This is a genomic window from Desulfosarcina cetonica JCM 12296 (assembly GCF_001311845.1).
Lineage (GTDB): Bacteria > Desulfobacterota > Desulfobacteria > Desulfobacterales > Desulfosarcinaceae > Desulfosarcina > Desulfosarcina cetonica.
This window is the reverse complement of sequence record NZ_BBCC01000282.1, coordinates 1-5897: the sequence shown is the minus strand read 5'-3', so window position 1 is coordinate 5897 and position 5897 is coordinate 1. Positions and strand designations below refer to the sequence as shown.

Here is a 5897-nt window from a genome sequence, read left to right as displayed (position 1 = left end):
CGTAGTGTCCGCGTGCCTGATCGACGTTGCCGAGTCGACTCTCCAGGTCACCGAGGGCTTGAAGGGCATTGGCCAGACCGAGCTGATCCTGTTCCTTTTGGTAGAGCTCGATGGCGTGATCGTAGTGTCCGCGTGCCTGATCGACGTTGCCGAGTCTCCTCTCCAGGTCACCGAGAAGTTTCTTGGACAATGCGTCACCAATCAGTTGATTGACTCGGCCTAATACGGCCTGACCTGCCAACACGTTAAAGGAATATACGTTTCGCAATTGGCTATGTAGCCGTTTAATCAATTCGATATCGGGGCTACTAAAATTAATATCTGTACTTAGTAGTTGGTCAATAGCCCAAAGCTGTTGGCTGCTTTTGATACGGGATTCGACATTTACATCATCACTGATAATTTTCGAGGCGTTACGGGACAAATCAAGAAAGTAATGATAAGCGTACTTTCGGGCATTATTCCAGTCAAATGCGTATTCAGAATCAGCAATCGCTGTGTGTCCAGAGGCAAATCTAGCAATTGGTGGTAGCATGGTAATACAGCCATTGGTATTTATAAGAAGGTGGTGATCAAATAGGGCAATTCGGGCTTGGGAGTGTCCGCTAATCTCACACCACATGTTCAGAGTCTCTTCATCAAAACCGTCGGAAAACAATGCTGCGAATTGCCAAAGATTTAACGCCCCTGGTTCCTCCGCTAAAAGCTTAGCCGTGAGCGCAAATGATATCTCCAGGCTGTCCAGTCGGTCACTTGCTTTACGAGACTTGGCTATAGCAGTTCCTTGCTTAAACCATTGCTGTTGCAAAGCTTGCCAACTGTAGGCACGCCCCAGCCTCGATAGTAGAGTAATACTTAGTGCATGCCCCCCTAACTGTTTATCTACAAACTCATTCAGTTCCTGTGCATCAGGTGCGCTAAAGCCTGACCAGCATTTTAAGAATAGTTTAACAGCGCTTGCTGTATCCAATTTGCCTACGAAAATACTGCTACCCAACACACCATCCAAAGTTACCCGCGACGAGGCCAGTATCCGTATGCCAGGAATCTGGATCATTTCACGTAGTAACTTAATTCCTCTCTGCGATTCAGCCACACTTTCGAGATTATCAAAATAATATAGACCGGCGGGTAGGTGTGGACGCAATTGAGAAGCCTCATTTATTTTCGCTGAGTTCTCTGGAGCCAAACCGACAGCTTCACCTAATTGGCCAAGTAACTTGCGGTATCAGCATCATCGCTTACTTGTAGCCAAAATGTGCGTGTTGCCTTATCACCGCTCAACCACTGTTTGAGGGCTCCTTTACACACTTCGGTTTTGCCGATACCACCACTTCCGGTGATATGAGCACACACTGCGGCACTATTGTTAGCACTGTTTAAAAAGCTGAGCACCTCCGCGAGTTCGTTATCACGACCAATAACCTCGCCCTCACGTGGTTGTAACCTGGGGTCATCTTTCCCGGATAATTCACCCGGAAATAAATGCTGAATGGATTTTGTTGGTGCAGGAACAATAATCTCATCACGAATCAGTGATAAGATGCGATCCATACCGGATGGAAAACGATGATTATTGTGCCAGTCCATTAGCACTGCTGGGACATGCTCGTGATCACCATCGTCGGGTAAAATGGGGTAAAAACGCTGATTTTTAAGACGGGACTGGTAAAGGTCATTAGTAATAACGGCACTTTCCCAAGTCACGCCGTATCCACCACTTTCAACAACTTCTCGTTTTTCAAACAGGCGTTTGTAACGTTCAGAACAGACGATTAGTATGATGTCGGCATCTTCTATGTTTTGCTGCATCCAGGAGCGCCAACCGATTTTCGGCGGTCTGTTTTTGTAAGGATGGTCGGTGATAACTTGAACACCTTTGCCAATTAACCAATCTGCAAGTTGCTCTACTCTGCTACTAAGATCTCTCTCATGGGCATAGCTGATAAAAACGATTGGGTTTGCTTTCTTGCCATTTGAATGCATTCATCGGTCCTTTGTATACCTTGTCTACACTGTATTGGCGAAGGTTTTTTCGTTATGTGTATTACTGGCACCTATTAAGTTACAAAGCTGTCAAAACTGGGTCCACTATATTAATATCACAAATTCCTCAAATGTTGTGATTAGTAATGGTACTCTGTAAAATTTAGTAAGGTCAATCAGTTGTGATATTTGAATGGATCACCGGCACCATCCTGGCCGGTCATATTTTCAAGGTCGGTAGCTACAGAGAGTTCGAAAATTATTCAAATTTTGATCCGGAATGGGGCTCATCAATATATCAAACCGTCCAGCCTACCCACCTCATCAAGCCGCCATGACGTTTTCATACTCCATAGGGACAAAAACCAGGACCATCAAACGGGACATCCGGTGGGTACTATTCAAAATAGCGTTTGGATACACTTTTTCGATCTGGCTGAACCGGCGCGGTTCTTGATCAACGTAATTGCGATGGAACCGATCGGATCAGAACAATAGAAAACAGCCGCGCTGATGACAACCGTGACTGCCCTGTGGGGATGACGAAAAAAGGCCCGGGTGCCGTCACCCGGGCCTTCATCATGGCTGAACGGAGGGCAACGGCCTATTTCCGCCCTGTTCCCGACAACGACTTGACCCCCATGGTATTGATCAGTTGATTGATGTCGGTGGTTTTCAGGTTCATGCCGCCCTCGGAGACGGGCAGCAGCATGATCTGCTTGTTCTGCAGGGCCTCGGCGATCCGTAGCTTCACCAGGGCCTCGCCGCCCGATCCGGCCAGGGCATTGTTCATCTCCTGGATGCCCTTGGCCTCGGCGATACCCTCGGCCTTGATGGCCTCGGCGAGCAGCTGCTGTTTCTCATAGTAGACATCAGCCTCGATCTTGGCCTTGCGGTAGGTACCGTCGGCATCCGCGATCATCTTGTTGACCTCGCCCTTGGCTTCCTCCAATTTGCGTTTGTACTCCTCCCGGGCCGCATGCTGGGCCGAACGGTTCTTCTGAACCTGCTGGTCGGCCACTTTCTTATCCTCGATGGCCTTCTGGTATTCGGCGTTGAAGCGGTAATCCTTGGTGAGCACCTTCTCGATCACGATGCCCATGGGACCCAGCATTTCCTGCAACACCTCCTTGGCGTGCTGGGCTTGCAACTCGCGTTTGTCGGCCACATAAAATTCCTCGGTGGTCAGCTCGCCGAAGATGTCCCGCGGCTTGCTGCGGGCGATCGTGCGCACGATCTTGTCCCGCAGGGTGCGGTTGTCCACGGCCACGTGCTGGAGAATGTAGGGGGCCTTTTCGGCATCGATGCGATAGGCGATGATCACGTCCAGGCTGATGTCGTTGCCATCGATGGTTTTGAACAGCAAATCGTCGCGTGTCCGTCGATCCCCGCGCCCCTTGTCGAAGACCATCTCCAGGTTCTGGAGCTTGGTGTCGAAGGTGTGCCAGTCGTTGATGAAGGGAAGAAAAATATAGGTGGAACCGGGGGCGTAAGCCTTGTCCTCCACACCCTTGCCGGTCAGGGCGAATTTGCGCGTGCGCACGCCCACCTCGGTTTCGCCGGTGGTGTAAAAAACGCAGCCGGTGGCACCCAGCATCCAGAGGACGGTCAGCAGAATCAAAAGGGTTCGCTTCATTGGGCACCTCCTTTACGCACATCGAAAAGCTTGAGGGCGTTGTTCAGATCCAGGGGGTTGACCCCGGCCTGGCCGTCACTGGGCAGCACGATCAGGTCCAGGCCCTTGTACACATCGGCCATTTTGAGACCCACCATGCGTTCCGATCCGACCCCCTTGAGGGCATCGTTTTTCAGGCGCACCTTTTCCGCTTCGGCCAGTTTGACCAAAAGATCCGCCTCGGCCATCTTGGTCCGCCGATAAAGGTCCTTCTCGGCGATCTTACGGGTCACATAGGCGCGTCCCTGCTCCATTTGCACATCCACCGACACGCGTCCCTCCTGGATGATCTTCTTCAACTGGGCTTCCTCGATGGCCGCCCGGGCGGCGGCCTGGTTGGTGAACACCAGCTGGTCCTTGAGCTTTTTCTCCTCGATGTTCTTCTGGATCTCGGGGCTGTAGCGGAAGTAACGCACCAGCACCTGATTGACTTCGATCCCCTTGGGCTTGAGTTCCTGGTTGAGCAAATCCCTGGCCTCCTGCGCCTTTTTCACGCGCAGGGGGCTGTTGTAGAAATCCTCGGTGGTCAGCTTGCCCAGGGTCTCCTTGAGGGCCGGTTCGGCCTTGGGGATGATGCCGTTGTCCTCGAACAGGGTCCCCGGACCGATCTTGGTGAAGACCAGGTACGGGTCGACGATGTGGTAGATGATCGAGACATCCACATCCACGAAAAAACCGTCCGAGGTCTGGATATGCGCCACGCGGTCCTTGCGGGCCAGGTCGGCGGCGGTTTGGGGGTAGTCGGTCAACTCGAGCACCTGCACATCGCGGGGAAGGCGGTACATCTGCTGCATGCCGGGGATCACCAGGTTGAGGCCGGCGGTGTAATAGTCTTTCTGCACACCGCGATGGATGCCCAGGCGTACCACCTTGATACCGAACTCGTTGGGCTGTACGTAGACGAAGAGCAGGTTGTAGGCAAATACCACCACTGCCGCGACAATCACCAGGTAGCGGAGCTTGCCGCCGCCGGGGATCTTGAATCTGGGAATCGCGAAGCGCCGCTTGCCAAGGCTGAACCGGTGCGGGTCTTGCGGGTTTGGGTCGGTCATGGCTGTCCTCCTTACGGGTTAAACAAACAACAAAATGGTTTCGGGGCAGAAATAGGCTCTGGTCCCAAGGATGTTCAAATGGGTTGTTCTTCCTGGCATGCCGTGGATGTGCCGAAGGATCCGGTCACCCAGAGCAGACCGCCGAAGATCAGCGGTGCCAGCAGCATGGAAAGGGGCACACCGATTTCCAGGGCCTCCAGGGGAACGTAGGTCAAGTACAGGGCCGCCGCCGCGCCCGGCCAGAAAATGCCGATGCGGGCGACATCACCGGGCAGCCAGCGGCAAAAAAGCCAGAAATGAATGAACATGGCTCCGGTCGTGGCCATTGCCGCGCCGGGCAACCCGGCAAAGGGAATCAGGTTGAGGTTGAGCACGGTGTTGGCCGCGGCGACCACCAGGGCGAGGCGTTTGAGCCGGTCGGTGGCCTGGATGGCTTCGAAGAGCGGTGTCATGGCGATCGCCAGGGAATGAAACACCAGGCCCGGCACCACCAGGGCAAACACGCCGAAGGCTTGATCGGTCCAGTGCCGCAGGTTGAAGAAAATCGCCATGACGCGGGGAAAATGCACCAGGATGACGATCGCCAATAGGCCGTGGATGACGAACAGCGAACGGGCGGTGCGGCTGACCAGCCGTTGCAGCCCCAAACGGTCGGCGGCGGCAACCAGCAGATTGGCCTGCCGGCGAAACACCGGCTGCAGGCCTGCCGGTAAAATCAGAAAGAGCCGCATGAGCACCATGGCGCGTGCATACACACCCAGCTCCACAGGGCCCACAAACCACCCCAGAATCAACAGGTCCAGGTAGAAGACCACATCCAGAAGGTTGTCGGTAAATAAATGGGCCCGCCCCTTTTGCATCATTGGCGCGATGCGCGCCCGGCTGGCAACCACGACGCCAAGGCCAGGCAGTTTGAGTTGTCTGCGGCCCATCGCCGCCATGACCACCTGGCCGATGGGAAAGGCGATGGCCAGAAGGGGCACCGGTACCGCCATCCGGCACAGGACCGCAACGATCGCCAGGAAAACGATCCGCTGGCGGATGCGCAGCCCGGCCGCCTGGCGATGACGCCCCATGCCGTTGAGCAGCGCCAACCGGAGGCTGTTGAGGTTCTGGAACAGGATCGTCGGGCCCAGGACGAGATACAATAGGGCATCCCCCGTCACCCCTCCCGGGCCGCCGGC

Annotated in this window: 5 protein-coding genes; all 5 read right to left on the bottom strand. The window is 54.2% G+C overall.

From position 1 onward, the window contains the following. On the bottom strand, positions 1-1189 hold a 1189-nt coding region (locus JCM12296_RS31930), incomplete at its 3' end, for a tetratricopeptide repeat protein (RefSeq protein WP_157068082.1). Between the two features lie 14 nt (positions 1190-1203). Beyond that, complete coding sequence (locus JCM12296_RS31925) at positions 1204-1986, bottom strand: toll/interleukin-1 receptor domain-containing protein (protein WP_054701605.1); 783 nt, start codon at positions 1984-1986, stop codon at positions 1204-1206. A gap of 604 nt (positions 1987-2590) precedes the next feature. After that, complete coding sequence (locus JCM12296_RS31920) at positions 2591-3622, bottom strand: SPFH domain-containing protein (protein WP_054701602.1); 1032 nt, start codon at positions 3620-3622, stop codon at positions 2591-2593. Continuing rightward, a complete protein-coding gene (locus JCM12296_RS31915; protein ID WP_054701599.1) occupies positions 3619-4713 on the bottom strand; it encodes an SPFH domain-containing protein in 1095 nt (364 codons plus the stop codon). Before JCM12296_RS31915 ends, JCM12296_RS31920 begins: the two co-directional genes overlap by 4 nt. Before the next feature lie 74 nt (positions 4714-4787). Next, positions 4788-5897 (bottom strand): MATE family efflux transporter (locus tag JCM12296_RS31910; RefSeq protein ID WP_157068081.1); only part of this gene is annotated, 1110 nt, incomplete at its 5' end.